24 protein-coding genes are annotated in these 25,636 nt (G+C 35.4%); 4 read left to right on the forward strand and 20 right to left on the reverse strand.

The window, feature by feature from the left end:
* The 7 genes from A5880_RS02715 to yidD all read right to left on the reverse strand — a co-directional run bounded on the left by A5880_RS02715 (position 1) and on the right by yidD (position 6,117).
* Positions 1-702, reverse strand: coding sequence for an ABC transporter ATP-binding protein (locus A5880_RS02715; protein ID WP_086331675.1), 702 nt, complete (start codon positions 700-702; stop codon positions 1-3).
* Entirely contained in the window at positions 702-1,478 is a 777-nt protein-coding gene (locus A5880_RS02720; RefSeq protein ID WP_086331676.1) for an ABC transporter ATP-binding protein, read from the reverse strand. Before A5880_RS02720 ends, A5880_RS02715 begins: the two co-directional genes overlap by 1 nt.
* Entirely contained in the window at positions 1,459-2,427 is a 969-nt protein-coding gene (locus A5880_RS02725; protein WP_086331677.1) for a branched-chain amino acid ABC transporter permease, read from the reverse strand. The genes A5880_RS02720 and A5880_RS02725 overlap by 20 nt, the downstream gene beginning before the upstream one ends.
* Positions 2,428-2,436: 9 nt before the next feature.
* Positions 2,437-3,315: a branched-chain amino acid ABC transporter permease gene (locus tag A5880_RS02730; RefSeq protein WP_086331678.1), complete on the reverse strand. Its 879-nt coding sequence runs from the start codon at positions 3,313-3,315 to the stop codon at positions 2,437-2,439.
* A 114-nt stretch (positions 3,316-3,429) separates the two neighbouring features.
* Entirely contained in the window at positions 3,430-4,596 is a 1,167-nt protein-coding gene (locus tag A5880_RS02735) for an ABC transporter substrate-binding protein (RefSeq protein ID WP_086331679.1), read from the reverse strand.
* Between the two features lie 340 nt (positions 4,597-4,936).
* Positions 4,937-5,806 carry an ROK family protein gene (locus A5880_RS02740; RefSeq protein WP_086331680.1) on the reverse strand — a complete coding sequence of 290 codons (870 nt, stop codon included), beginning with the start codon at positions 5,804-5,806 and terminating at the stop codon, positions 4,937-4,939.
* Between the two features lie 20 nt (positions 5,807-5,826).
* The gene (gene yidD / locus A5880_RS02745; protein WP_069646722.1) at positions 5,827-6,117 is read right to left on the reverse strand and encodes a membrane protein insertion efficiency factor YidD; all 291 of its coding nucleotides are present in this window, start codon (positions 6,115-6,117) and stop codon (positions 5,827-5,829) included.
* Positions 6,118-6,338: 221 nt separating this feature from the next.
* On the opposite strand from yidD, the gene A5880_RS02750 reads away from it, so the two are divergent.
* Together A5880_RS02750 and A5880_RS02755 are read left to right on the forward strand one after the other, a co-directional pair.
* A complete protein-coding gene (locus A5880_RS02750; RefSeq protein WP_086331681.1) occupies positions 6,339-7,325 on the forward strand; it encodes a pectate lyase-like adhesive domain-containing protein in 987 nt (328 codons plus the stop codon).
* A 213-nt stretch (positions 7,326-7,538) separates the two neighbouring features.
* Complete coding sequence (locus tag A5880_RS02755; RefSeq protein WP_086331682.1) at positions 7,539-7,685, forward strand: SPJ_0845 family protein; 147 nt, start codon at positions 7,539-7,541, stop codon at positions 7,683-7,685.
* 44 nt (positions 7,686-7,729) lie between these two features.
* On the opposite strand, the gene yihA is transcribed toward A5880_RS02755, so the two are convergent.
* Entirely contained in the window at positions 7,730-8,311 is a 582-nt protein-coding gene (yihA, locus tag A5880_RS02760) for a ribosome biogenesis GTP-binding protein YihA/YsxC (protein WP_086331683.1), read from the reverse strand.
* Between the two features lie 215 nt (positions 8,312-8,526).
* Entirely contained in the window at positions 8,527-9,780 is a 1,254-nt protein-coding gene (gene clpX, locus A5880_RS02765) for an ATP-dependent Clp protease ATP-binding subunit ClpX (RefSeq protein WP_086331684.1), read from the reverse strand.
* A 190-nt stretch (positions 9,781-9,970) separates the two neighbouring features.
* Here clpX and A5880_RS02770 point away from each other — a divergent pair, with 190 nt between their 5' ends.
* Positions 9,971-10,999, forward strand: coding sequence for a lactonase family protein (locus A5880_RS02770; RefSeq protein ID WP_086331685.1), 1,029 nt, complete (start codon positions 9,971-9,973; stop codon positions 10,997-10,999).
* A gap of 87 nt (positions 11,000-11,086) precedes the next feature.
* Here the strand turns inward: A5880_RS02770 and A5880_RS02775 are convergent, their stop codons facing one another.
* From A5880_RS02775 to A5880_RS02815, 9 genes are all read right to left on the reverse strand, one after another.
* The gene (locus tag A5880_RS02775; protein ID WP_086331686.1) at positions 11,087-11,938 is read right to left on the reverse strand and encodes a MurR/RpiR family transcriptional regulator; all 852 of its coding nucleotides are present in this window, start codon (positions 11,936-11,938) and stop codon (positions 11,087-11,089) included.
* 79 nt (positions 11,939-12,017) lie between these two features.
* Positions 12,018-13,145: an anhydro-N-acetylmuramic acid kinase AnmK gene (gene anmK / locus A5880_RS02780; protein ID WP_086331687.1), complete on the reverse strand. Its 1,128-nt coding sequence runs from the start codon at positions 13,143-13,145 to the stop codon at positions 12,018-12,020.
* Positions 13,146-13,197: 52 nt separating this feature from the next.
* Entirely contained in the window at positions 13,198-14,289 is a 1,092-nt protein-coding gene (locus A5880_RS02785) for a DUF871 domain-containing protein (protein ID WP_086331688.1), read from the reverse strand.
* Positions 14,286-15,188, reverse strand: coding sequence for a BadF/BadG/BcrA/BcrD ATPase family protein (locus A5880_RS02790; protein WP_218776236.1), 903 nt, complete (start codon positions 15,186-15,188; stop codon positions 14,286-14,288). The genes A5880_RS02785 and A5880_RS02790 overlap by 4 nt, the downstream gene beginning before the upstream one ends.
* A 10-nt stretch (positions 15,189-15,198) precedes the next feature.
* On the reverse strand, positions 15,199-15,492 hold the full coding sequence (locus tag A5880_RS02795; protein WP_086331690.1) for a hypothetical protein: 294 nt from the start codon (positions 15,490-15,492) through the stop codon (positions 15,199-15,201).
* An 83-nt stretch (positions 15,493-15,575) separates the two neighbouring features.
* On the reverse strand, positions 15,576-16,898 hold the full coding sequence (locus A5880_RS02800) for a PTS sugar transporter subunit IIC (RefSeq protein WP_086331691.1): 1,323 nt from the start codon (positions 16,896-16,898) through the stop codon (positions 15,576-15,578).
* 41 nt (positions 16,899-16,939) lie between these two features.
* Positions 16,940-17,839, reverse strand: coding sequence for an N-acetylmuramic acid 6-phosphate etherase (murQ, locus tag A5880_RS02805; protein WP_086331692.1), 900 nt, complete (start codon positions 17,837-17,839; stop codon positions 16,940-16,942).
* A 222-nt stretch (positions 17,840-18,061) separates the two neighbouring features.
* The gene (locus A5880_RS02810) at positions 18,062-19,450 is read right to left on the reverse strand and encodes an MATE family efflux transporter (protein WP_086331693.1); all 1,389 of its coding nucleotides are present in this window, start codon (positions 19,448-19,450) and stop codon (positions 18,062-18,064) included.
* A 4-nt stretch (positions 19,451-19,454) separates the two neighbouring features.
* Positions 19,455-19,892: a MarR family winged helix-turn-helix transcriptional regulator gene (locus tag A5880_RS02815; protein ID WP_179190484.1), complete on the reverse strand. Its 438-nt coding sequence runs from the start codon at positions 19,890-19,892 to the stop codon at positions 19,455-19,457.
* 347 nt (positions 19,893-20,239) lie between these two features.
* Between A5880_RS02815 and A5880_RS02820 the strand changes: the two genes are divergently transcribed.
* Complete coding sequence (locus tag A5880_RS02820; RefSeq protein WP_086331695.1) at positions 20,240-22,456, forward strand: M60 family metallopeptidase; 2,217 nt, start codon at positions 20,240-20,242, stop codon at positions 22,454-22,456.
* A gap of 117 nt (positions 22,457-22,573) precedes the next feature.
* On the opposite strand, the gene A5880_RS02825 is transcribed toward A5880_RS02820, so the two are convergent.
* Both A5880_RS02825 and A5880_RS02830 read right to left on the reverse strand, forming a co-directional pair.
* Positions 22,574-24,202 (reverse strand): ABC transporter ATP-binding protein, encoded by a 1,629-nt coding sequence (locus A5880_RS02825; protein WP_336576938.1) that lies wholly within the window; start codon positions 24,200-24,202, stop codon positions 22,574-22,576.
* Positions 24,203-24,220: 18 nt separating this feature from the next.
* Positions 24,221-25,597 carry a radical SAM protein gene (locus A5880_RS02830; protein WP_086331699.1) on the reverse strand — a complete coding sequence of 459 codons (1,377 nt, stop codon included), beginning with the start codon at positions 25,595-25,597 and terminating at the stop codon, positions 24,221-24,223.
* Positions 25,598-25,636: the final 39 nt, after the last annotated feature.

Genomic DNA, 25,636 nt, shown 5'->3' on the forward strand with positions numbered 1-25,636 from the left:
TTAACCTCCTAAATATGCTTTTTTCACTTCTTCACTGTTTAATAATTCTTCGCCACGACCACTTAAAACGACCGAACCTGTTTCCAAAACATAGCCTCGATCTGCAATGGATAACGCCATTTTTGCATTTTGTTCAATCAACAAAACAGTTGTTCCTTGTTTATTTATTTCTTTTATAATATTAAAAATTTCTTGTATAAATATGGGTGCTAACCCCATCGATGGTTCATCCAGTAATAATAGCTTAGGTTTGGACATCAATGCTCTTCCCATTGCAAGCATCTGCTGCTCACCACCTGATAAGGTAGACGCATCTTGATTTTTTCTTTCTTTTAAAATAGGAAAACGATCAAAAATCATCTCGTAATCTTTTTTTAATTCATTATCTTTTCTTAAAAAGGCACCCATTTCTAAATTTTCTTGAACAGTTAATCCAGAGAAAACATGGCGTCCTTCTGGTACTTGGCAAAGACCTGAGGCTACGATTTTTTGCGGAAGCATTTTTTGAATTGGCTGACCTTCAAAAGTAATGCTTCCTTTTGACGGACGATTCAACCCGGAGATTGTTCTTAGGATTGTTGTTTTCCCTGCACCATTAGCACCAATCAATGATACGATTTCTCCTTGTTCTACATTAAAACTCACATCTTTAACCGCTTGTATTACACCATAATGCACGGATAAATTTTCTATTGTCAACATTATAGTTCACCTCCAAGATAGGCTTCGATTACTCGCGAATCATTTTTAATTGCTTCAGGTTTTCCTTCTGCAATAATTCTACCGTATTCTAAGACATAAATTCTTTGACAAACATCCATGACTAGACTCATATCATGTTCAATCAATACAATAGTGATCTGGAATTCTTTTTGAATTTTCCGAATCAATTTAGTCAAATCAGCCGTTTCTTGCGGATTCATTCCAGCTGCGGGTTCATCCAAGAACAATATCTTCGGCTGAGTTGCTAAGGCACGTACAATTTCCAAACGTCTTTGTTCCCCATATGGCAAGTTTTTCGCTAAGGTCTGTGCCTTATCTTCTAAACCAAAAATAGCAAGAAGCTCAAACACTTTCGTTTTCATTTCTTCTTCTTTTTTATAAAAAGCGGGTAATCTCAAAATACTTGAAATAATGCCTTCTTTATTTTTACTATTCATGGCAATCAATACATTATCCATAACCGTTAAATCTTTAAATAAACGAATATTTTGAAAGGTTCTGCTTAATCCCATATCAGCAATTTTATATGGTTTCATTCCATTTAATACTTGTTCTTTACCTGATAAATCCAGAACCACAGTACCTTCGCTTGGTTCATATACACCAGTCAGAAGATTAAACAAAGTTGTTTTCCCTGCACCATTAGGACCGATCAACCCAATCAATTCGTTTTGTTCTAATGTAATATTTACATTAGATACAGCAGCTAATCCGCCGAAGTTTTTAGTTAAATTACTAACGTTCAGTAGAGGCATTTGATTTATCCTCCTTTTTATTCACTAATTTTTTTACAGAAAATTCCCATGTTCCTAAAAGTCCGCCAGGTTTAAAAATCATAATAATAATTAAGGCTAACGCATAGATAATCATCCGTAACGCACCTGCATCTTGTAAAAACATATTTAAAATACCTAGAACAATCGCTGAGATAAATGTGCCAGTTACACTACCAATTCCACCAAACACAACGATAATCAACACATCAATCGACTTCATAAAACCAAAATCTTTTGGTGCAATTGTTTGAACATAACTAGAATAAATCGCTCCTGCTACGCTAGCCGTAACAGCACCAATGATAAAGGCAATCACTTTATATTTTGTTGTATTCACACCCATTGATTCAGCCGCTATCTCATCTTCTCTAATAGCCATTGTTGCTCGTCCAGGACCGCTATGGATAAAATTCACAATAATTAATGTCACGATCACTACAAAACCAAAGACTAATGACCAGTTGACCATTGGCGGAATCCCAAAAATCCCCGCTGGTCCATTCGTAACGTCTTTCATATTGATAATGATGATTCGAATAATTTCTGAAATACCTAATGTGGCAATCGCTAAGTAATCCCCTTTAAGTCTCAAAGTAGGAATACCAACTACTAAAGCTACAATCCCTGATAATACAATTCCTAACAACACACCACTTAAAAAGCCGCTCATTGTTGGATAGTTGACAGACATAATCGCAGCACTGTAAGCACCGATCGCCGTAAACCCTGCATGTCCTAATGAAAACTGACCGGAAAAACCGATGATTAAATTTAACCCTAATGCCAGCATAATATTGATACCAATTGTAATTAATGTATATTCGGTAAAAGGTGTGATGACACCCGTTAGATATAATACATAAATAAAGGCATAAGCAGCAGCCGCAATTAAAAGCCAGACAATATTATATTTTAAATTCTTTTTCATGCACGCCACCTACACTTTCTCTTTAATGTTTTTGCCCAAAATACCTGCTGGACGAATCAATAATATAATAATCAATAAAGCATACACTACTGCGTCTTTATAATCTGAAAAACCTAAAGCAATGGTTAATGTCTCTAACAAGCCAATCACAAATCCTCCAAGAGCCGCACCAGGGATAATCCCAATTCCACCTAAAACAGCCGCTACAAAAGACTTAAGTCCTGGTACTACACCCATCATCGGATCAATCGAATTATAATACAACCCAATCAACATACCTGCTGCTGCTGCTAAAGCGGAACCTAAAGCAAACGTAAATGAAATCGTCCGATTCACATTGATCCCCATTAGCTGTGCTGCATCTGCATCAACGGATACTGCACGCATCGCTTTTCCCATTTTGGTCTTTTTAACAATCAATTGCAACGCAACCATCAATACTAGAGAGATAACTAAAATAAGTACTTGAATATTTGTAATTTGAATAAATCCTAGTTGATAGCTTTTAAATTCGATTGCCTGAGGGAATGATTTTTTTTCTGGTCCTAACCAATAGATCATGCCGTTTTGTAGTAAAAACGAAACACCAATTGCTGTAATCAAGGCTGCAATTCTCGTTGATTTCCGGAGTGGTCGATACGCTAAAAATTCAATCACTACCCCAATCACTGCAGCTCCTGCCATGGATAAAATCAACGCTTGGAAAAAGCCTAAGCTTAATTTATTGATGAAAAAATACCCCATAAAACCGCCCAACATATAGATTTCTCCATGGGCAAAGTTAATTAATTTGATAATGCCATAAACCATTGTATAGCCTAAAGCCAATAAAGCATAAATACTACCTAGAAAAAGCCCATTTACTAGTTGTTGGATAACTACTTCCATGTTTATCACTTCCAATATTTTAGAATAATTGTTGCTGTACTAATGAAAACAGAGGATGGACAAAACGTATACCCTTGTCTCACCCTCTTCAGATTTTATATGGATTGTATATATTTAAGGATTTACAGCTTCTGCAGAGCTTTCTTTTCCATTCGTCATTCCTAATACAACCACTGATTTTTCAGGATTGTGGTCTTTGTCCATTGTCATTTTTCCTGTAACACCAACGAAATCTTTCAATGAGGCTAACCCTTCAGTGATATCTTTTGAATCAGCTGAATCTTTGTCTTCCATTGCTTGTTTTAACATATAGACAGAATCGTAACCTAAAGCGTTAAATGCAGATGGTTGTTTGTCATATTTTTTCTTGAATGCTTCTACGAATGGTTTTACTTTATCTGTAGCTGGTGCTTCTTCTGAGAAGTGCCCTGTATAATAAACATCAGAGACATTTTTAGCCCCAGCGATTTCTACTAATTTCTCATCTCCGAATCCGTCTGCGCCAAGAATTGGTTTGTTGATGCCCATTTCACGTGCTTGCTTGATAATTAAGCCTGCTTCAGCATAATACCCTGGAATGTAAATTGCATCGTAATCAAGGTCTTTGATTTTAGTCAAGATCGCTTGGAAATCTTTGTCACCAGCTGTGAACGTCTCTTCTTTAGTGATTTTTCCTTTATATGTTTCTTTAAATGATTTTGTTAAGCCAATGGCATAATCACTTGAATTATCACCAATGATTACCACATTTTTTGCTTTTAAATTATTTTGAGCGTAATTTGCTAAGATAACACCTTGGAACGTATCTTGGAAACATGCTCTAAAAATATATTCTTGTACTTTATCATTTACAAGAGTGATACTATCATCTGTTCCAGATGGTGTGATCACTGGTACTGCTGCTTTTGTCATATTTGGAATGGTTGCTTTTGTTGCACCTGATGTTGCAGGTCCAATCACTGCAACCACTTTATCTTTGGCGGTTAAATTGGCCGCAACAGATGTTGCTTCACCATTTTCTGATTTATTGTCTTTTTCAATCAATTCTAATTTTTTGCCAAGAACACCGCCTGCATCGTTGATTTCTTCAACCGCTAATTTAATTCCTTCTTTTTCAGCATTCCCATACGCCGATACATCCCCAGAAAGTTCCATGTTCATTCCAATTTTGATTGTGTCACCTTCAACTTTATTTCCACCGCCACTTGCGCCACCTCCAGCAGCTGGTCCACATGCTGCTAGTAAAAATAGACTAGCAAATAAAAAACTGAATTTTTTCATCGTATAACCCCCATTAGTTTGAATGCTGATCGTGTCGGTCTAACTCTGACAGAAAAATAAGAAAAACTAACTTAGGCATTTTTTCCTTCATTCGTTTTCATTTTTAACTAGTTAAGTTAGTACGAAAAGCCAGATAATTCTCTTTGCTTATATAATTATTAAAGAGTATGTATACAAATATAATCAAAAATAAGTTAAATGTCAATGAATTTTCAGAAAATTTCTATAATTCAAATTATTAAAAATCGTTCGTTACTTACATATAAGAATTACCCAGTTTCTATACGTAAAAAAACGTCTCCTTGCGAACCGCAATTTGACGTTTTCGTTTGTTGATTTTTTAATTTTGGTTTGCTAAAAAATTTGCTGCCGCTCCAATCAAATTAGCATCATTCTTAAACTCACAGGCTACGATTTGCGGAATAAAATCATGTAATTCAAAATGAGCTAGTTTTACTTTCATCCGCTGGTTGATTTCATCAAGTAACCCTTTTTTAGCAGAAACACCCCCACCTAAAACAATCATCTCTGGATCAAGAGAAAATTGAATGCTAAACAGCCCTTGAGTTAAATACTCATAAAAATTATTAACCTCTTCTAATGCCACTTCATCGCCAGCTTTTGCAAAAGCAAACACGTCTTCCCCAGAAAAGGCCTCTTTATCTACACCTTTACGTTCGCAATAACGCCAAGCCATTTGAACAGCTGTTCCAAGTTTACTAAATGTTTCACCTCCACTTAGATACATCAAGCCAAATTCACCGCCATAAAGATGAGCTCCTTTGACAATTTTTCCTTTATGAAAAATTGCACCACCGATTCCAGTTCCTACGACAACGAATACAACTTCTTTTTTGCCCTTGGCAACACCTTCGTAAATTTCTGCCATTCCTGCACAATTTGCATCGTTTTCGATTGAGACAGGAAGTTTAAATAACTCCTCTAGTTCTTTAAATATATTGAATTTATGGATATAAGGAATCGCTGAAATTCCGTTAATCATTTGTTTTTGGACATCCACTACGCCTGGTGCACTGAATGCAACACCTTCTACTTTTTGAGTGATTCCATCATATACATCGTATAACGACGCTTTCATTTCATCCCATGTTTTTGGTGTTATAAATTTTCCTTTGTCCGTTATTTCTTGACCGTTCCAAATTCCATATTTTACTGCTGAACCTCCAAAATCAAACGCTAAAATAGCCATCTCTTAGCCCCGTTCTTTGTCTATTTATTGTGCTTGTTTCTTCTATAATTATAGGGACCATGATATTCCTGATCCGGATTTCTTTTTAAACTAAACTTCAGCGGTACATAATCAATCCCGCCTTTTGTCAGTGGATGACATCGTAAAAATCTCGCGGTTCCCATTGTTATCCCTTTGATACTGCCGTGTGTCTGGATGGCATCAATCATATATTGTGAACATGTTGGGTGATAGCGACAGCTAGCTGGAAGCCCAGGGGAAATGAAACGCTGATAGCCACGAACCATTCCGATAAAAATATTTCCTGCCATTTCATCCCTCTTTTCTCTATTCGAAAAAACTATACCTTTTTTTGTAACGAAATGCAAGAAGAGAGTCGCTGACTCATTTATATAATAAAACTCTCGATTATTATATAAATAATATAATAATATTATTTGAAAGCAAATTAACAAGGGATTTCAATTGCTGCCCTAAATAATATTTGTTATCATTTGTATGTATTAATTTTCTATTAGAAAGGATGATTCAAGTGAAAAAAACTATCTTTTTAGGGATTTTAGGCATCGCTTTATTTACAAGTTTCAATAATGGACATTCAGTTCATGCACAAGAAAACAGCAACAATAATCAGCAGGAGATATTAGCAGCAACTGTAACCGTTAGTACGTATGAAGAATTGAGGAATGCTCTTAGTAACGATAATGGTGTAACTACGGTAATATTGGCAAACGACATAACACTTGAAAGAGGGATTAAGATTCACCCTGCTAAAAAAGAATTAACCATTAACGGTCAATCTCATACCTTAACCGAAGCCACAAATGGCAGTCACGGAACAATTTATGTAGAAAATAATAACGGAACTAAAACCATCAATTTAAACAATCTGTCAATTTTAGGTAAAAATTATTATGGTCCAGTAAATATCGATGATAACGTCTATGGTGTTACACTTAACTATTCAAACATCACGTATAGTGGTCCACAATTAGTTCATAATATCCATGGCTATGCTACATTTTCTGGTACCACAAAAGCTGAAATCAAACAAGTTATGACAAATTCTGATACTCCGCAAGAATTTGCTGAAGCTTTAGGGATCACGATTAAAGGTTCGTTTAATTTAGATCATCAATCCATTTCAGATAGTGCTTTCTGGTTTGGCCTTGGTAATGATCATATTCCGTATTTTTCAATAGAAGATAACGCGGACGTTTTTATAAACGTAGCAAATAACACTCTTTTTTACGTAGATAATAGCAGTACTAAGCCCTTAGACATCTCGGTTGGTCAATCTGGTAAATTTAACGTTACAACTATTCGAGAATTATTTAGACTCGGTAATGCCGGAAATCTAATTTTCCAAAATAATTCTAAGACCCAAATTAACCGAAGTACAAATACAACCAACGCGCCAACCCTGAAGGTATCAGGAACGATCAAAGTCAATAAAGGTGCTATTTTCGATATTAATCATGCACCTGAAACAACTGCCAATAAAATAGTAGGAAGCTAATACTCTGACTACCTAACACCATTTATTAGGCTATAGAGACCTGGACAAAACTGATTTTAGTTTCGTTCAGGTTTCTTTTTTAAAGAAATAGTTTTAGTTTCTAAGTGCTATTTTATAAACAAATCAATGGACTAAAATTTTCTTAAAAAACCAGAAAAGTTACTCAAGAAATAGAAAACATGCTAAAATGAAGGAGAATGGAGGCGATATTTCATGGGATTAAAATTCGAGAGCCCAAATGATTTAGATAAGTTATTTGATTCCTTTGCTGTTGATCCGAAGAAAAAAGAAATGCCTAAGGAAGAGCTAGAAAAAAAAGCAATTGAAGCTAAAAATAAAAAACAAGCAAAAAGTGAGTGACAACTTGCTTTTTGCTTGTTCTTTATTTTATTGTAGAAAGCTGCTTAAAGATAGGCTTCAATCGCTCGCCAAGCTTCTTCTTTTCCTTCTTTTGTTTGTGAAGAGAAAAGGATAAAATCATCCGATTTATCAAAATTCAAGGCTTTTTTGATGATACTCTCATGCTTATTCCATTTGCCACGAGGAATCTTGTCTTTCTTTGTAGCCACTACAATTACAGGAATTTCGTAGTATTTTAGAAACTCATACATCTGAATATCTTCTTGTGTCGGTGCATGACGCAAATCTACTAAGGAGACAACAGCTTTTAATTGTTCCCTTGTTGTCATGTACGTTTCGATCATCTCGCCCCATTTTGCCCGTTCGGTTTTTGATACTTTAGCATAACCGTATCCTGGAACATCCACAAAATGCAACGCATTTTCGATTAGGTAAAAATTCAGTGTTTGAGTCTTCCCTGGTTTACCAGATGTTCTCGCTAAATTTTTGCGATTAATCAATGTATTGATAAAAGACGATTTTCCAACATTTGAGCGCCCAGCCAAAGCAATTTCTGGTAGGTCTGTTTCTGGGTATTGTTTTGGTGATACCGCACTGATGACGATTTCTGCATTATGAACATTCATAACTTAACCTCCATAAAAAAATCAGTAAAAAGAGGACGAGACAAAAGTGTTTAGCTCCGAGAAATAAGAAGGAATTCACGAAAATTGCTCTTCAAATTTTTGTGAATTCCAGCTTATTTCCGAAGGAGGTGCTTTTTTCTCGCCGTTTATTCGGATTTTGAGTGTCTGAGATATAACTTGTAGAGTTATGTCTCAGGCACTTTACTTTTTTGAAATCAACCAACTTTTTTATCTTTTTTATTGTAAATAATCGCTGGTTTTCCTGTTCCTTCAACAGCCATTTCTGTAATGATCACTTTTTCAATTGAATCATCTGATGGTACGTCAAACATAACATCCATCATGATTTCTTCAATGATTGATCGCAAACCACGAGCTCCAGTATTACGCTCAATTGCTTTATTAGCGATTGCACGCAATGCTTCTGGATCAAACTCTAATTCAGTATCATCTAATGATAGAAGTTTTTGGTATTGTTTGACTAACGCATTTTTTGGCTCTGTTAAAATACGAACCAAATCGTCTGTTGTTAGTTTTTCTAAAGCAGCTGTCACAGGTAAACGTCCGATAAATTCAGGAATCAAACCAAATTTCAATAGATCTTCTGGAATGATTTGCTGCATCACACTTTCACCATCGTTTAGCTTGCTATTGTTTGTACCAAAACCAATTGTTTTTTCACCTAAGCGATTTTTAACGATTGTCTCGATTCCATCAAAAGCGCCACCCACGATAAACAAGACATTCGTTGTATCGATTTGGATAAACTCTTGATGTGGATGTTTGCGTCCGCCTTGAGGTGGTACACTAGCAACAGTACCTTCCAAGATTTTAAGTAGGGCTTGTTGAACCCCCTCACCAGATACATCTCTTGTAATCGAAACATTTTCGCTTTTACGAGCGATTTTATCGATTTCGTCAATATAGATAATACCTTTTTCAGCACGTTCTACATTAAAGTCAGCAGATTGTAATAGCTTCAATAGAATATTTTCTACGTCTTCTCCGACATATCCTGCTTCTGTCAAACTCGTTGCATCTGCAATCGCAAACGGTACATTTAATGTTCTAGCCAATGTTTGGGCTAAAAATGTTTTCCCAGAACCTGTTGGGCCAATTAAACAAATATTACTCTTTTGTAATTCTACATCTTCAGAGCTTGAATTTTCTGATTGATTTACACGTTTATAGTGATTATAGACAGCCACTGCTAATGAGCGTTTTGCCTGATCTTGTCCAATGACATATTCGTTTAAGACATCCAAAATTTCTTGAGGTTTCGGGACATCCGTTAATTCACGTACGGCTTCATCGTAAAATTCTTCATCAATAATCTCTTTACATAGGTCGATACATTCATTACAAATATAGACACCAGGTCCGGCAACGATTTTTTTCACTTCTTCTTGTGTTTTGCCACAGAATGAACAGCGAACTGCACCGTTGTTACTATTTGTATTATCGTACATGCGTGTCACCTCTCTAAAATTAAAAATGACTGTCGTTACAGTCTTAAAATATAATAGCATAAAACAAGTGAAAATGCGAACATTGGATTTATAAAAATTTGATAAATACATGTGTTCTTGTGCTATACTAAAAGAGAAAATATCAATTGCTGACACGTCAAAAACAGCAGCAAAAAATGGAGGGAATTTCATGCTGGAACAAATTTTATTAGGAACATATACCCGTAGAGAAAGTAAAGGAATCTACCAGATCACACTAGATACGGAAAAAGCAACGCTGTCTGATGCTACCTTATTAATAGAAGAAACAAGCCCTACTTATCTAGCTTTAAATCAAAAAGGAAACCTATTTAATGTTACATCTGTCGATGGTGAAGGCGGCATGGCAGCTTACCAAAACAACAATGGCCATTTTGATGTCATCAATAAAGTAACTGAAGCTGGCGCTCCTCCATGTTATGTTGCAGTCGACGAAGAAAAACAATTAGTGTTTGGTGCAAATTATCATCAAGGAATCGTTCATGTTTATCGCATTTTAGCCGATGGTCGTTTAGAAGATGCAGATAAAATTATTCATGATGAACCAACTGGTCCTCACGAAAACCAAGACAACGCCCATGTTCATTACACTGATTTAACACCAGATCGTCGTTTAGTTGTGTGTGATCTTGGAACAGATCGTGTATATACGTATGATGTCAGCTCAGAAGGAAAATTATCTGAAGTTGCCCAATATGTCGCAGAACCTGGTACAGGTCCTCGTCACTTGGTTTTCCACCCAAACAACCAATTAGCTTATCTATTTGGTGAATTGGACAGTACAGTAACTGTTTTAGCCTACAATGCTGAAGATGGTTCATTTGAGCAGATTCAAAAAGTATCTACTTTACCAGATGGTTTCAATGAATTTAATGGTGGCGCTGCTATCCGTATTTCTGCTGATGGACGTTTTGTCTATGCATCCAATCGTGGGCATGATTCAATCGCTGTTTTTGCTACATCAGAAAATGGTCGGAGCATTGAGCGTGTACAATTGATTTCTACTGAAGGGGAAATTCCACGAGATTTTGATTTGGATCCATCAGGTCAATTTGTCGTTGCTGCAAATCAAAATACTGATAATCTTACCCTTTATCGCCGTGATAAAGAAACAGGTCTTTTAGAAATGATCCAAAAAGATGTCTACACACCAGAATGTGTCTGCGTTTATTTTAAATAAGAAAGAATCGTTTTTCTTTTCACTCAAAAAAGTATAACCGATTGAATACTTCCACATTCAATCGGTTATACTTTTTTTATCGTTTGGTTACTGTTCATATTTCCAAACTTCTGCTTTTGACTCTTGAATCATTTCTAAGGTGCGATCAAAGTTTCTTGAAGCATAGGCATAAAATAAAACATCCACCACAATAAACTGATCATGTAAAGAGGTCGTCGCTGCGCTTCGTAATACCGCTTCATTAGAACGTACCGTTTGTAACGAATACTCCGCTTGATTGGTCAATGTGTTATTTCCAAATTGAGACAAGCCGATTGTTTTTAACTGATGTTTTTTGGCAACATCTACTAAGCGTAGAACTTCTTTTGTTTCTCCCGAATGAGAGACGCAGAAAAACACCGCATCTTTTGGCGCAGATACTAACATCGTGACTAAAACATGGGGATCTTGCACACACAGGACGGTTTTTCCAATTCGATTCCATTTTTGCGCAATATTTTCTGCCACTAAATAGGATGCACCAATCCCAAATGCATAAATGATTGGTGCTGCCACCAATAAGTCAACGATGGTTTCAATCCGCTGTTCATTTAATAAAGCGACAGTTTCTTGCATAGACTGATAGGCATTTCCCAATAGCTTGGACTTAATTTCATCTACGGATTCATTGATTGTAATATCTGAATAGCCTTCATATACAGGAACTTCGATTTCTGCAGATAAACGGATTTTCAATTGGGTAAAACTAGGGACATCAATTTTTTTACAAAAACGAATGACCGTAGCTGAGCTCGTTCCTGCATAGCTGGCTAACTCTGAGGCAGTCATATTGATTACCTTGGATGGATCTTCTAAAATTACTTTTCCAATTTTCTGTTCAGAATTTGGCAGCACATCCAACATACTAATAATTCTTCCCTGAATATTTTCTCCACTCATTTGTGTCATCTCCTTATTTTTGACTTGTTCAGTTTATGTATGGATTAGAGCAAGTAGTCGCTACTCACTCTAATATCGATCAATAATAGGTAATACTACCTAGTGGAACTGATTTTTTTGCTCCTGTAGCACTTGGAATATTTCCTTGTCCATGTTGGATCGTTTGATTGGCTAATACGGCCATAGCGATGGCTTCTTTTGCTTCTGAGGAGTAACCCATTTCTTCTTGAATCATTACGTTTACTGTTGGCAACAATGTTTTTATCATGGCTATTAAGGTTTGATTGTAGCTACCGCCGCCACCAATGATTAGTTCCGTATCACCTTGAACAAATGGCGTTACAGCTATAGCTATCGATTGCGCCGTAAACATTGTGGCCGTTGCAATCAAATCTACAGGAGATAACGACCAACGCTTAATCAAGGATTGGGTAAATTGTTTACCGAACTCTTCCCTACCTGTTGTTTTTGGGTAGGCTTTTTTTATATACGGATGCGCTAAGAGTTCTTCTAATAGCGCTTCATTGACTCTTCCTTGTTTGGCATAGTTACCATCTTTATCATATTCTACATGAAAAAAATGTAAACACAATTCATTCATGATAACATTCCCTGGGCCAGTGTCAAATGCAATTAGCTCCTCTTGCTTTGCCGCTTTAGGAATCACAGTTAAATTACCAATACCGCCAATATTTTGCAAGATTCGGGTGCTTTTTTCACTTCTATAAAGAACGTATTCAGAGTAAGGAACAATAGGTGCGCCCTGACCACCAACAGCCATATCACGTTCTCTAAAGTTGGAAACAACTGTAGTTTTTGTTCGTTCACAAATAACAGCCGGATCACCAATTTGAAGTGTTGAAGGAAACAAGTGGTCACGTTTTACTGGTATATGAAACAGGGTTTGTCCATGACTGCCAATAAACGCTAGTTGCTCAATAGAAATAGCCGCCTTCTCACAAACCGCTAAAACTGCCTGAGCAAATTGTTCTCCTAATTCAACGTTTAGAGAACAGATAGCTTCTACAGTTGATTCTTCAAGCGAAAGTGATTGTCGAATCCGTTTTAGTGTTTCTTTATCAAACGGCAACGTCAAAAATTCTATCAAAGTGACGGACGTTTGTTCATTTTTACCAGAAATGTCCACCAAAGCAGCATCAATTCCATCTAAAGATGTTCCTGACATCAAACCTACCGCGTAAACCATCTTTCATCCCTCCCTTTCCAATGACTATTTGAACACTCGACGTTTAAATGTTTCACACCATCACTTCATTAAATGCAAATTTTTGCCATGGACGTAAATAAGGTAATAACACTCTATCTGCCTCAGTGATATGTCCAACAACGTTTGATTTACCAGAATTTTCCATCGGTAATAGCGCAATCTGCAACTCACCTGCATAGTGAGCATATAAAGAAGTTTCTACAATAATATCTCCTGTTTCCATATCTATTGTATTAAAGGGTGTAAAGTTATGTCCTTTGTATTTTACTCGACTTTGGGTAGAACGAACCACATAATCAGAAATATCTCCTCGATTAAAATGGAACTCTTCCAAGACAATTTTACGCTCTAGCTCTGGTGTTTTCTCTTCAATCACACAATCAAAAGTCAATTTATATGGATCAATGGCACTTAGGGCTTTTAATTCTTCTTCGGATGCAAAAGCATTGGCAATAATCACATCATCAATCAAGTTAGTTGCCCATAAATGTTTTGCTTGCGTTGTAATCGGCCATTGACGATGCATTTCTAAGGTGCATAAGCCTTCTTCTACTGGCCATGGTCCAATCGTAGCCGACGGTGAATTGACAAAAGCTGCGGTATGAATGCCTTTTTCTTTATAGATTTGAGTGGTCTCGAAAAAATGCTCATAACTTAAACCTGTATAACGATGAGGATAAAAATTATGACACCCTAACAACTTATCGCCATTGGCTTGGTAGCTTAAAATATTTTCTAAATAGCATGTCCCAGAACTGATATTTAATTCAATCATCAACTCTTGAGGATTAAAAGTCATTATAGATTCTTCATTCCCAGTAAATCCCATATCTAAACGAATTCCATCCGCTCCGATTTCTTTAAAAAAAGACAAATCATTATAACTGATTTCTAAAGCACCAAATACTTTAGGACTCACATCAGCAATGACTTCCATCCCTAGAGATTTAGCGTAGTGAATCGTTTCTTTAAATTCACTGACAATTTTATCTTTTCCTTCGTCTACAGACAACAAACAAGTAAACACTCGTTTAAAGTGGTACTTTGCGGCCAAGTCCATATAGTCTTTGATTTCTGTTACATTACTATGATTGGGATAAACGGAAATACCTAATCGTCTCATTCAATCACCGCTCCATTCTTTTGATAAAAATAATAAGCGCCTTTTGCGCTGGAATGCTCTTTTTCAATAAATACAGGTTCAAATGCACATTTATCTACATAAGAGAAAAACGCTTGACGGACCTGCTTGTTCTGTTCGATCACACTACCATTCAAGCCGATCTTGATTTGTTTTTCTGTCCAATGCATTTTCGTGACAAGTTTTTTTACTTCACTTCCTAAATCTGTTCCAGCTTTTGACAAAATCGTTGCTGCTACTGGATCTTGATAGGCCAGTTCAGCTACTAGTTTTGCAAGAGAGGCAAGTTGATCTTTAGAAAGTTGATAGGCAATTTTCACCAATTCGATGGTTGTTTCTACATTAAAATGCGCCATTAATTTCTCTGTCAACAAACTATTTTCCGCTCCAATATCATATTCGTAAAGAGCACGTTGGATGGCTTGTTTTCCGATAGAATAACCACTGCCATCATCGCCAAACAAATGACCCCAACCGCCTACACGAACCCACTGATTTTTAACCCGTCCAATGGCAATCGATCCAGTACCTGCAATTAATAAAATACCAGACTCCCCTTTAAGAAACGCATAATGAGCCAATTGTCCATCGCTTAATAAAACAAGAGGTACTTGAAATACGGCTAACTCGTTGGCTAACGTTTCTTTTAGTCCACCACTTTCAATACCCGCTAAACCTAAAACCAATAATTGACAATCTTTTGCTTGTCGTCCTGTTAATACCGTTTGAATCGCTGATTTGATGTTCGCTAATCCTTGCTCATGATCGACCAGCATATTTCCAAATCCAGTAATCACTCGTTGGCATTCCTTGCCCGTTAGATCATAAACGATCGCTTCAGTCTTTGTGCCTCCGCTATCTATACCAATAATATATTTCATGTTTCTTCTGCTACTTTCTTTTCGTTTGTGTTTTAACGATTCCTTTATACTCATTACGTTCTAGCAATCCACGGGTGGTTTCAAAAAAGACCACCGCAAGAAGACCACTACAAAAATAAAGCACCAGCTTCAATGCATTAGGTAACTGAGGAAAAATAATACTAGGAACTAAAATAATCAAAAATACAAGCAGTCCTGTAATCCAACGACTTGGCAGCCAATTATTTTTTTCCAAGATGTGGGTGATTCCCACACCTAATAAAATAAATCCAATAATTCCGAGAATAAGCATTAGTTTTACCATTGTTTTCTCCTTTCAAACAATAGAGTAAGTTGGAACAAACCGTTTTTATTAAACAGTGTTTGTCCCAACAATTAACGAACTAGTTAGACTGTTTGTACCTGTTGTGCAGCTTCTGCCGCTTCATTTTCCTTTTCTTCTGCTAACATTTGTTTGTCATACATTTGAACGAATGGGAAATAGATGACCATCGCAACAAGCACATTGATTACAACTAACACAACCATGCGCCAATCATTTCCTGAAGATAAATACGCTCCAATTGGTGCAGGCAATGTCCACGCTTGATTACTGATAAAGCCATTAACTAATCCGAATTTCACCGCAAAGTAACTGATTGTTGTTGTCACAAGTGGTGCAGCGATAAATGGTAACGCCAAAATCGGGTTCATAATGATTGGTACACCGAAAATCAACATTTCATTAATATTGAAAATACCAGGAATCAATGAAAAACGTCCTACTTGCTTCAAGAATTTTGAACGACAGAATAATAACAAAATACAAATGGAAATAGAGACACCTGCGCCACCAATTGTTACTGTCCATTGATAAAATTGTTCAGGCGCAATGTATGGCAATTCTGTAATTGGTGTACCAGAAGCAAATGCGTCTGCATTTCCATCTAACATAACTAACCACATTGGACGAACCAGAGAACCAATAATACTCATTCCGTGCACACCTGCTGCCCATAATAAATGGATAAAGAACATCGGCAATAACACACCTAATAAATTATTTCCCATAATATCTACAAGGGGAGCAAACAGATCCATCAAGAATTTATTCACATCAAACCCAATAAGAACACGCACAACCCAAACAATCGTAATAATAACAAAACCTGGAATCAATGCTTCAAAACTTCTTGCTACAGCTGGAGGTACTTGTTCTGGCATACGAATCGTAATATTGTGTTTAGTAAATAAACGATACAACTCACTAGCAAAAATTGCCGCAATAATCGCAGAAAACATTCCTGAACCGCCAAGATAATCCATTGGCATAACCCAAGCAAGACCAAGACCTTTTCCTTCTGGCAATAAAGCGTCTACATTTTGCGGAATCGTCAACATTAAAAATGTTGCTAATGACAACATCCCACCAGTAATGCCATCTAATTTATACGATTTTGTCAGATTATAACCGATACTAAATGACCCATAAATCCCTAATAACCCCATCGTAATTCTAAACGGAATCACTAAATCTGCCTTATACGGCAATATCCATTCTTCAAACCCTGGAATCGGCAAATTGGAAATCGTTAAAAATAATGTCCCAATCATGATCAGTGACAAGGTAGAAATAACCCCATTACGAATTGCCTTCATGTGACGTTGTTCTGCAAACTTGGCCATTGGCGGCATTAACTTTTCTTCGATCCAATTCAGTACTTTTTGCATTGATTTTCATCCCCCTAAATGTTTGTTCCTTACTACTTTAATTAGTGACCACTTGCTTTTAATGCACGACCAACAAACCCTTTATGTTTTTTCAACAATTGTTCTGACACTTCCTTACTTTCCCCAGATAATATCCGAACAATCGCTAATTTGGGATTCTGATTTGAATCCTCTAAGTAAAATGTAGCCTCTTCTATCGAGCAATCAGTCGCATCCATAATAATTCGTTTGGCACGTTCCACCAGTTTTTCGTTTGTAGGTTGAACATCCACCATCAAATTTTGATAGGCTTTCCCTTGACGAATCATACTGGCTGTTGAAATCATGTTCAACACTAATTTTTGTGCCGTCCCTGCTTTCAAACGGGTAGAACCTGTTAATACTTCCGGCCCTACTTCAACTTCAATTGCATATTCTGCATGAGTAGAAATCTCTGAATCCTTGTTGCAAGAAAGTGCCCCTGTCTTTGCGCCGATCTCTCTAGCATAATCTAATCCGCCGATGACATAAGGCGTCCGTCCACTTGCGGCAATCCCCAAAACAAAATCTTCTTTTTTTAATTGGTGAGCTTTTAGGTCTTCTCTAGCAAGAGTTAATGAATCTTCTGCACCTTCAACCGCTATTGTCATCGCTTTCATTCCTCCAGCAATTAAGCCTTGAACAGTTTCAGGTTTCGTGTTAAATGTGGGAATACACTCTGCGGCATCAAGTACGCCTAAGCGACCGCTCGTTCCAGCGCCAATATAGAAAAGGTTCCCACCATTATCCATACACGTAACGACTGCTTCAATCAACGCTGTGATTGAAGGAAGTTCATCATGTAGCGCCTCAGCTACTTTCCGATCTTCTTCATTCATCGCTTCAACGATTTCTTTTACAGAGTAACTATCTAAATCTAACGTATCTTTATTTCTTTTTTCCGTTGCTAAAGAATCAAGCATTTGCTTCCTCCTTCTTTTTTTTAAACCGGTTCCACTAGAATATAACGGATAGGAATTAAAATTTCAAGTTTTTATATGTAAAAACGAAATAAAATTACAATAAAATGATAAAATTACAGTATAATAGTCTTTTTGTTTAAATTTAATTAAAAAAAGAATCTCAAGAATCATCCTATTTTGTTTCAGGAATGATTCTTAAAATTCTTTGATTTGAGCTATGACTTAATCTATTGGAGACTCTGTTGCTTCATCTAGCACATTTTCTAAATCAGGCGCATTCAATCGCTTCATTTCATAAGTAAACCAAACGGCTGTAAGTAATGACGCAATGCCATCTGCAAATGGTGCAGCATGAACGATACCGTTTAAGCCCCAAATATTGGAAAATACTAAAATCGCTGGAATCAATAAAATGATTTGTCTGGTCATCGTCAAAAATATCGCAATCTTTGAACGTCCAATTGCTTGGAAAAAACTGGAAGCGATAATTTGAAAACCGATAACAGGTAAACACCAGAACCATGCTTTTAGTGCATAACTGCCAAAAGCAACCAACTCCGGTTCTCGATTAAACATGGTCACAAACACTTCTGGAAATAGTCGCGTTAAAATCCAGCCGATCATCACAATAACTGTAGCAACAATGATCGCTAATTTAGCCGCTTCTTTCACACGAGAATATTTTTTTGCACCATAATTATAACTAACAATCGGCTGAACCCCTTGATTCAATCCAATAATCGGCATCAATAAAATCGTTTGAATACTATTGACAATCCCCATACCAGAGACAGCTAAATCTCCGCCATAAGCCAATAAGTTTTTATTCAGTGTCACATTTAGTAAACTGTTTCCTAACTGTAATAAAAAACTCGGCATCCCTAAAGCCGTGATTCGTGTAACAATTGGACGTTTCAGTTTTAAATATTTTTTTCTAATTTTATTGCCATCACTTTTTGCTAAAAAATAACGTAAAATCCAAGCCATCGAAATAAACTGAGACAAAATTGTTGCTAAAGCTGCTCCAGCCATTCCCATTTGAAAAACATAAATAAAAATCGGATCTAACAAAATATTAATCCCTGCGCCAACAAACATCGTAATCATCGCTAGTTTTGGTTGCCCATCTGCCCGTAAAAAATTGTTCAATCCCATACCCATAATTTGAAAAATCGAACCAAAGAAAATAATACCCATATAGGCTTTTGCATAAGGTAAAACAGCTTCACTCGCACCAAAAAGTTGTAACATTGGCTCTAAGAAAAGGGTGCCCAAAACCAACAATACAAAACCACTAATTGCTAGTAACGTAAACGTATTCCCCAACACTTCTTCTGCTTCTTTTTTGTGTCCTGCACCTAATTTCATCGAAAATAACGTTGCACCCCCCACACCAAATAACAAACCAATTGACATCATTAAAATCATGATTGGAAAACCAATCGTGATTCCTGCCAAACCGTTGGCTCCAAGATCTGATGCATTCCCAATAAAAATTCGATCCACCACATTATATAATGCATTGACCATCATTCCGATAATCGCTGGTACTGAAAATTTAATCAATAGCTTTGAAACTTTTTCTGTTCCTAAAATCGTACTTGCTTCCAATCAATCAGCTCCTTACACTTGCTTCTTTTGTCTCTAGTTTTTGAACCATTTGTTCTAATGCACTAAATAAAATTGTTTCTGTCTCTTGGTCTAAATCTTCCGTTAAAAAATCACTCCATGCTTGAAGCTTCGACTTGATTTCACGTTCAATCGCCCGAGCTTTCTTTGTTAACGTCACAATGTTACACCGCTTATCTCGCTCACTCTTTTTCTTTTGAATGTAGCCTTTTTCTTCTAAGGTTTGAATACTGCGAGCCATTGCCCCTTTATCAATATTCAAATAGTTTGAAATTGCCTCTTGTGTCACACCATCATAACGATATAAGTACATTAAAATCGGCTGTTCTGAAGATGTTAAGCCAAATTCTTTTAAAAAACCATTCATATAGACTACATTTTTACGATATAAAATCGAGACTAAACGTCCTACACTTTGCTTCATTTCCTCACCTCTTTTAGTTGCCCCAGCAACCATTTTACGTATAATTAGTTGTTTCGTCAACTACTTTTTTCTAACTATTTAACCCTGTATTTATCTATCCGTTCAAAAACGGCTTATATTGTTCTTTTTTTGGATGAATTTAAAATAAAAAAGAAATAATCTCAACATTGAACTTAACGTTATTCTCAGAAACAACCCTTTATACTCTTAAAAAAGGATAATTGTTTCCCTTTTTCTCAGCAGTCTTCGTTCAAAAAATAGACTGCTTTGGTCATTTTAGACCAAAAACGACTAGAAAAGTAACCTATACTAATTTCATACCAAAAAGAAAGAGGGTTTTTAAACGAATGAAAAAGAAACAGTTTTACACCTATTTGGGGACAACCATGTTACTAACGATCCTGGCTAGTAGCACCATTTATGCAGCAGAAGGACATGCCACACAAGCAGAAGCAACCAATCAATCTTCTGTTTTAACACCTGAACAAAAATATGCGAGTGTTCAATTGACACTTACACAATCTGAAGATGTTCCTACTTATCGAAAAGTTCAATTAGATAATTATTTTGGTGCCAGCAACGATCAATCAACAGGTGTTTACAAAAGAAGTACAGATGTTATCACCATCTATGTTGACGAACGTACAGATCAAACAGAATTACCGACCTATACCATCTCACCAGTCGTCTTAAATCAATCACGAGAAGGAAATCCTACCAAATTCCCATTGAAAAAAGGGAAAAATATCATCAACAACACAAATGAAGGTATTATTCACCTACAAAATATTTCAAAAGTAACATCACAAAAAACATTGTCTGTTACAGTTGAAGGCGGCACACAATTGCCTCGTTTCATCCTTGGAAAAACAACAGAAACCGACTGGCAAAATCAAATACGCCAAAATCCAAATGCTCCAGGGTATGAATTAGTCGGAAAACATACAGTAATTACTGGTTCTAAAGAGACAGTAAAACATGTCAAAACTCCGAAAAAGACCCTTGAAACGTACGATAAAGTAGTAGAAAACCATAATAAAACTGCTGGACTAGACAATAGTTCTTCATTAAACAGAACAAGCCGTGGTATCTTTCAACATATGCGTGAAACACAAGATCCAAAATTTTATATGTATGCATCACTCAACCATACTGGCTATTCTAAAAATTCAGGGATGGCAAATATGCTAACGGCAAATCCTACCGATATGTGGGGACCAATGCACGAACTAGGTCATACCTATCAAATGGAACGTATGACGTGGAGAAATCAAACAGAAGTAACTGTAAATATTTTCAGCTTAAGAAGTGAAAAAGCATTCGGAAATAAAAGTCGTTTAGAACGCGATGGCGTATATAATAGAATCTTCTCTCATTTCCAACAACCGAATAAAAACTATGACAGTAACACGGATCTTTTCGTCAGATTAGGCATGTTCTGGCAGTTAGAATTAGCATTTGGGGACAATTTCTATCCTCAATTGCACAAATTATATAGAGAAGAAGCAAAAAGTCTAACAAGTGATGTTGCGAAACAACAATACTTTATTACTTCTGCATCAAAAATCGCCAATAAAAATTTACAGCCTTATTTTGACATGTGGGGCTTACCAGTAACCGCAGAAACAAAACAAGTGCTTCAACAATATCCAAAATTAACACATAAAATCTGGGAATACCGTGATGAAATGAAAAATCCGATCAGCCCAATTGACCCAGCTCAACCAGAAAAACCAGCTGCACCAACGAATTTATCAGCAGTTGATGTCAAACACGATTCTGTAAAAATCAAATGGAATAATGCTCAAAGTGCTAAACCAATCAAAGAATATATTATCTACAGAGACGGCAAAGAAATTGCTCGAACAAGTGCAACTGACTGGACAGATAAATCGGTAAAAGCAACAACTACCTACAATTACTCTGTTGCAACAATGCTTTCAACTGGTGAAACGTCTGATAGAAGTATGAACCTACAAATCAGAACACCGAACGCACCAATTGTTGAAACACCAGCACCAAGCAAACCTGTGAATGTTCTTTCTAGCAATATCACACAAGATTCGATTACATTAAACTGGTCTCCTTCTACAAGTCCAGTTGGCGTGTCAGGCTATAACGTTTACCGTAATGGAGTTAAAATCACGACCGTTCGCACAACAACGTTCAAAGATTCTGGCTTACAAGCAAATACAAACTATACGTATCAAATCGCAGCTTTCGACAGTTCAAATAAAGAATCAGCTAAAAGCGATAGCCATACAGTAAAAACAAAAGCAGCTGAAAACCAACTTTCTACTTGGGAAAGTAATAAAGTCTACACAGCTGGTAACAAAGTATTCTATAACAACTTAGAGTACGAAGCAAAATGGTGGACACAAGGCAATCGTCCAGATCGATCAGATGCTTGGAAACTCCTTTCAGATGCAGTGATGGAATGGGATTCTAAAAAAGCATATGTTGGTGGAGATACCGTGACGTTCCAAGGGAAAACCTATAAAGCCAAATGGTGGACACAAAATAACCAACCTGGAAATACTCCTGTTTGGGAATTAGTGAAATAACGAAAAAACCGATCAGAGCATGAGAATTGCCCTGATCGGTTTTTATTTAATTGTACATAGTAATGCTGAAGTGCTTATTTAAAATCTAACCTTTTCATTGAAACTCTAACTTCAGATTCATAGTTGAATAGTTTTATTAATGAATGGAAGTTTCTCATCTGAATGTGAAACAATCAAAATAGTTTTAGAAAAATAATTTTTTTCTATAACCTCAAATATTAACTGTCTAGTTTTCATATCAACATTTGAAGTTGCCTCATCAAATATTAATAATTCCTTTTCTCCAATTAAGGCTCTCAAAAAAGCGATCACCTGTGCCTGACCACCGGATACACCATTTCCTAAATCAGACAACTCTGTATTTAGATTTTTCGGAAAATTTTCAAAATAGTTCTTTAAATTACATTTTTCTACTATAGAAAAAACATTTTCTTTAGTAGATGTCTCACAGCCGTATAGAATATTTTCCAAAATAGTCCCTTTGTAAAGTTCAATATTCTGTGAAACCATCCCTATCTTAGATCTAAGATTTATTTTATCAAGTTCTGTATTCAATATCCCATTGATTTTTATTTCTCCACTAGTAACGTTGTAAATTCCTAATATTAATTTCAATATTGTAGATTTACCTGTTCCGTTTTTGCCTTTGATTAAAACTTTATCTCCTAATCGAATACTTAGGTTTATTCTATTTAAAACCAATTGACTTTGATTAGAATATTTAAAAGATACATTAGAAAAACTAATAGTATTTATAGATTCAATAGTTTTCATTCCCATATTTTCATTTGGTAATAAAAATAATTCTAAAACCCTATCAATTATTATTATTGTTGGTTTTAAAGTAATACTTATATTTGATAACCCTTGTATAGCTGGCAACATCTGACTTAAATATAGTGAAAATGTTGTGTACCCACCAATTGTCATCTCATCTCTTAAAATCAGAAAACCAGATATTCCTAAAATAAAAACAGTTATAGAACTATTTGTTAGAGAAAATAATTGTAAATAGCTAATTAAATATCGAGTCTGGCAAATTGTTCTCTTAAACAACTTATCCATTTTATTTGTTAAGTTTTTTACCCTAGTTTTTTGTATATTTAATATTTTTATATTTTCAATTCGATTGAAATCTTCGAATATACTTCCACTGACTTTCCCGCTCGCTTCTTGTATTTCTGTTGCACCAGATTGAATTTTATTTGTACTCTTAAATGATATAACAAAGCAAATTGGAATAATCAGCATACTTACAAGAGCAAGTTTTGAATTAACGATGAACATTAGGATAAATGAAAAAAATATATTAAATATTCCAATCAGACTACTTAGATTTACGGGACTTAATAATGAACTTATCTGCTGCGATTCATCAATTCTGGAAACTAAATATCCTTTGTCAAATTTTTCCAATATACTCAATGGAGCATTAAAGACAATCTTAAGTAAATCCGCTTTTATTTCTTTATTTATTCTTTGTTGGACTTTTGAAAAACACATTTGATATATATACGATAATAGAATACTGATTACATGAATAGATAATATAACTAAAATAAATTGAAGTAATTGAATATAACTTCGATTTGTTGATGATAACATATCAACTGTTCGACCAATAATCAAAGACAAAGGGGTGGTTATCAACGAAAACAGAATCATAGACAATAAACCAATAACAATATTTTTCTTATTCCTCATTATATATTTTTTCAAAAAATTTACTCTTTCACTTCTTACCATCAGCATCTCTTCCTCATTTTATGCTATATAAATTGGATACTGTTTCTTTATTTCAGGACTAACGACATCCTTATACCAGAAACACTTATCGCCAATTTCTTTTGCTTTTATAATTCCTCTTAAAATACAGCCACCACAAAATCTAACATGCTCACATTGTTTGCATTCTTTGATTGATGGGCTGGGTGATTTTAATTGCGCAAAAGCTTCTAAAAAATCTACGTTGCTATCATATATTTCTTTTATAGCTGTTTTATATACATTTCCTAAAGGCTCTCCAAAATATTCGCCTGTGTCCATCGTACACATTTTCAGATTTCCTTTACTATCAATGACTGCTTGGTTAACGATAGCCCCACAATTTTTAACTTCTCCTTCATGTTCTTTAGTAGAATTAAAACGAATATCATTTTTGTATTTTCTATATAATTTTTCTAAAATTTCTTCTAGTTTAATTTGATCATTTAAAGTCAAGATTAATTCATTATTTTTGAACTGAGCTCTTCCCAAAGAGATAACTGGACTAATCCCCCAATTTCGAATTTCATACTCATATAGCCATTCTCCAATTTTTGGCAATTCAAAATAATTATTTCTAGTTATAACTGTCGCAACTCTTAACACAATTCCAGCAGCCTTGACCTTAATTATATTTTCTTTGATTTTTTCTGTTGTATTAGAACGTTTGGTGAACCATGTAACATAGTCATCATCTAAACTATGTAAATCTATTTGAATAGATGTAGAGCTTCTATTTTTCTTCATTAATTCAATTTGGGTATCATTCAAATTTATTCCATTTGTCAAAATACAAACTGAAGAAAATTTTAGTTTATAAGCATGTCTTAAAATTTCTGTAAAATCTGGATGTGTCGTACATTCTCCCCCAGTAATTTCTATACCGTTTACTCCCAAGTTTTTTAACTCATCAAGTAACGATTTTATCTGATATAGCGTTGGCATCTCTTTTTTTAATGCACCATAATTCCCGTAGCAATGAAGACATTTTATATTACATGTATTAGTAATTTCGATTGATACAATTTTCGGATACCTAGTATTTTCTTCTCGTATAAAGATATTTATTTTCTTACATATTTCTTTTTCGAGAATTTTCACGTCCATTTCAATAATGAACTTTTCTAAAAATCTAGAAACAATGCCTTCTACATTTTCGATTGAATCATTGTATTTACAAGCCAACTCATTAATAAGTTCTTCTTTTGTTCTACTTCCATCTATTTTACTTATGATTTCAAATCCTATAAAGTCTAAAGAACAAGTCTTATTATCTTTTGTATATACATAGTCTTCATCAAAAACAGTTAACTCTACTTTATTATTTTTTTGGACTACAAACTCTAAAATTTTATTCCAATATAAATAGTTACTCATTTTAGATTCCTCTCTATATGCAATTGTTTAAACTTGAAA

Source organism: Enterococcus sp. 4G2_DIV0659 (assembly GCF_002140715.2).
Lineage (GTDB): Bacteria > Bacillota > Bacilli > Lactobacillales > Enterococcaceae > Enterococcus_L > Enterococcus_L mansonii.

What these genes read in the sequence shown, in the direction of transcription:
- yihA (WP_086331683.1), bottom strand. Translation starts at nt 8,311, where the DNA reads ATGAATGTTCATAATGCAGAAATCGTCATCAGTGCGGTATCACCAAAA.
- A5880_RS02820 (WP_086331695.1), top strand. Translation starts at nt 20,240, where the DNA reads ATGAAAAAGAAACAGTTTTACACCTATTTGGGGACAACCATGTTACTA.
- A5880_RS02815 (WP_179190484.1), bottom strand. Translation starts at nt 19,892, where the DNA reads ATGAAGCAAAGTGTAGGACGTTTAGTCTCGATTTTATATCGTAAAAAT.
- anmK (WP_086331687.1), bottom strand. Translation starts at nt 13,145, where the DNA reads ATGGTTTACGCGGTAGGTTTGATGTCAGGAACATCTTTAGATGGAATT.
- A5880_RS02825 (WP_336576938.1), bottom strand. Translation starts at nt 24,202, where the DNA reads ATGGTAAGAAGTGAAAGAGTAAATTTTTTGAAAAAATATATAATGAGG.
- A5880_RS02725 (WP_086331677.1), bottom strand. Translation starts at nt 2,427, where the DNA reads ATGAAAAAGAATTTAAAATATAATATTGTCTGGCTTTTAATTGCGGCT.
- A5880_RS02795 (WP_086331690.1), bottom strand. Translation starts at nt 15,492, where the DNA reads ATGGTAAAACTAATGCTTATTCTCGGAATTATTGGATTTATTTTATTA.
- A5880_RS02770 (WP_086331685.1), top strand. Translation starts at nt 9,971, where the DNA reads ATGCTGGAACAAATTTTATTAGGAACATATACCCGTAGAGAAAGTAAA.
- A5880_RS02830 (WP_086331699.1), bottom strand. Translation starts at nt 25,597, where the DNA reads ATGAGTAACTATTTATATTGGAATAAAATTTTAGAGTTTGTAGTCCAA.
- A5880_RS02740 (WP_086331680.1), bottom strand. Translation starts at nt 5,806, where the DNA reads ATGGCTATTTTAGCGTTTGATTTTGGAGGTTCAGCAGTAAAATATGGA.
- A5880_RS02720 (WP_086331676.1), bottom strand. Translation starts at nt 1,478, where the DNA reads ATGCCTCTACTGAACGTTAGTAATTTAACTAAAAACTTCGGCGGATTA.
- A5880_RS02790 (WP_218776236.1), bottom strand. Translation starts at nt 15,188, where the DNA reads ATGAAATATATTATTGGTATAGATAGCGGAGGCACAAAGACTGAAGCG.
- A5880_RS02775 (WP_086331686.1), bottom strand. Translation starts at nt 11,938, where the DNA reads ATGAGTGGAGAAAATATTCAGGGAAGAATTATTAGTATGTTGGATGTG.
- A5880_RS02755 (WP_086331682.1), top strand. Translation starts at nt 7,539, where the DNA reads ATGGGATTAAAATTCGAGAGCCCAAATGATTTAGATAAGTTATTTGAT.
- murQ (WP_086331692.1), bottom strand. Translation starts at nt 17,839, where the DNA reads ATGCTTGATTCTTTAGCAACGGAAAAAAGAAATAAAGATACGTTAGAT.
- A5880_RS02730 (WP_086331678.1), bottom strand. Translation starts at nt 3,315, where the DNA reads ATGGAAGTAGTTATCCAACAACTAGTAAATGGGCTTTTTCTAGGTAGT.
- A5880_RS02800 (WP_086331691.1), bottom strand. Translation starts at nt 16,898, where the DNA reads ATGCAAAAAGTACTGAATTGGATCGAAGAAAAGTTAATGCCGCCAATG.
- yidD (WP_069646722.1), bottom strand. Translation starts at nt 6,117, where the DNA reads ATGGCAGGAAATATTTTTATCGGAATGGTTCGTGGCTATCAGCGTTTC.
- A5880_RS02735 (WP_086331679.1), bottom strand. Translation starts at nt 4,596, where the DNA reads ATGAAAAAATTCAGTTTTTTATTTGCTAGTCTATTTTTACTAGCAGCA.
- A5880_RS02715 (WP_086331675.1), bottom strand. Translation starts at nt 702, where the DNA reads ATGTTGACAATAGAAAATTTATCCGTGCATTATGGTGTAATACAAGCG.
- A5880_RS02785 (WP_086331688.1), bottom strand. Translation starts at nt 14,289, where the DNA reads ATGAGACGATTAGGTATTTCCGTTTATCCCAATCATAGTAATGTAACA.
- clpX (WP_086331684.1), bottom strand. Translation starts at nt 9,780, where the DNA reads ATGTACGATAATACAAATAGTAACAACGGTGCAGTTCGCTGTTCATTC.